The following is a 1,025-nucleotide window of genomic DNA, read 5'->3' as shown; positions in this document are numbered from 1 at the left end:
GAATTAGGTAAAGCTATTCAAGTGCCAACTAAACGAGGAATTAAGATTAAGATAGTTTAGCTAAACTTATCAAAATCATGTAATTTTTATAAAAAATACTACTTCAGGCAATTTAAAGTCTGAGGTTTTTTTTAATCCTAAAATATTGATATAAAAGACTTTTACAGAACTCCTCAGACAATCCTCAGACAACATCAGGCAATCCTCAGACTTAGCAAAAGCATATACAGTAAGACTTTTAACTATGTTTACAAGCTAAGTCTGATGAGTCTGAGGATTTTAGACAGATAGTGAACCTTTTTATTCATCTTAGACTTTAGTATTAAACCACATTATACTTTAACTACATATTATTATTAGTTTTCTTTAACTGTGTAACAAATGATCAAGTAACAACTATCTAATAACTACTAAATCAGTAATTTTGAGTCAGTTTTGAGTCAGTTACAAGTTATTTATAGTTTTGTCCTTGTCCAAATGTTATAAATAAAGAGTTACAGGGTATGGGGGCGGAGAGACTTGAACTCAATATTTGTGTTTATAATCTTGATATATCTAAGGTTAGTTTTTTGAATCAACTGTTTGAAAAGCTAAAGAAATCAATGTATGAATCAATTTTGAGTCAGTTATGAGTATTTCTAACAACGAATATCAAGGATACAAGGATGTTTTAGAACATTATAGAAAGATAAAAACAGAAATCCCTATTGGTATCACTTTAACAAAAAGAGGAAATAAACTAAGTTTTCAGTTTAAAACTAAAAACAAAGAACGTAGTACATATAGCATAAACGAAAAGTTTACCATTTACGGATTAAATAAAGCATTAGAAAAAGCCTTATTGTTAGCAGAAAAACTTAAAAACTATGAGTCTGAAAATGAGTTTTGGGCTTGGTATGAGGAAAATATCAAAAAAGTTAATCAAAATGCCATTAATGATCTAATAGCTGTTAAAGATGCGATCGACAAGGTTAGAAAAGAATTTTTTATCACAAAAGATAAACGTGGTTTAGATAGGATAGAAG

The 1,025-nt window shown here is 28.6% G+C and carries 1 pseudogene; it reads left to right on the top strand.

Features of this window, described 5'->3' with window-relative positions:
• Nucleotides 1-628: 628 nt before the first annotated feature.
• Nucleotides 629-1,025 (top strand): annotated as a pseudogene (locus FWJ34_RS19360) (site-specific integrase); the annotation flags it as partial.

It is taken from the genome of Geminocystis sp. GBBB08, from assembly GCF_016743215.1.
In the GTDB taxonomy this organism is placed as follows: Bacteria; Cyanobacteriota; Cyanobacteriia; order Cyanobacteriales; family Cyanobacteriaceae; genus Geminocystis.
The sequence above is the reverse complement of the archived record's forward strand: the minus strand, read 5'-3'. Positions and strand labels throughout refer to the sequence as shown.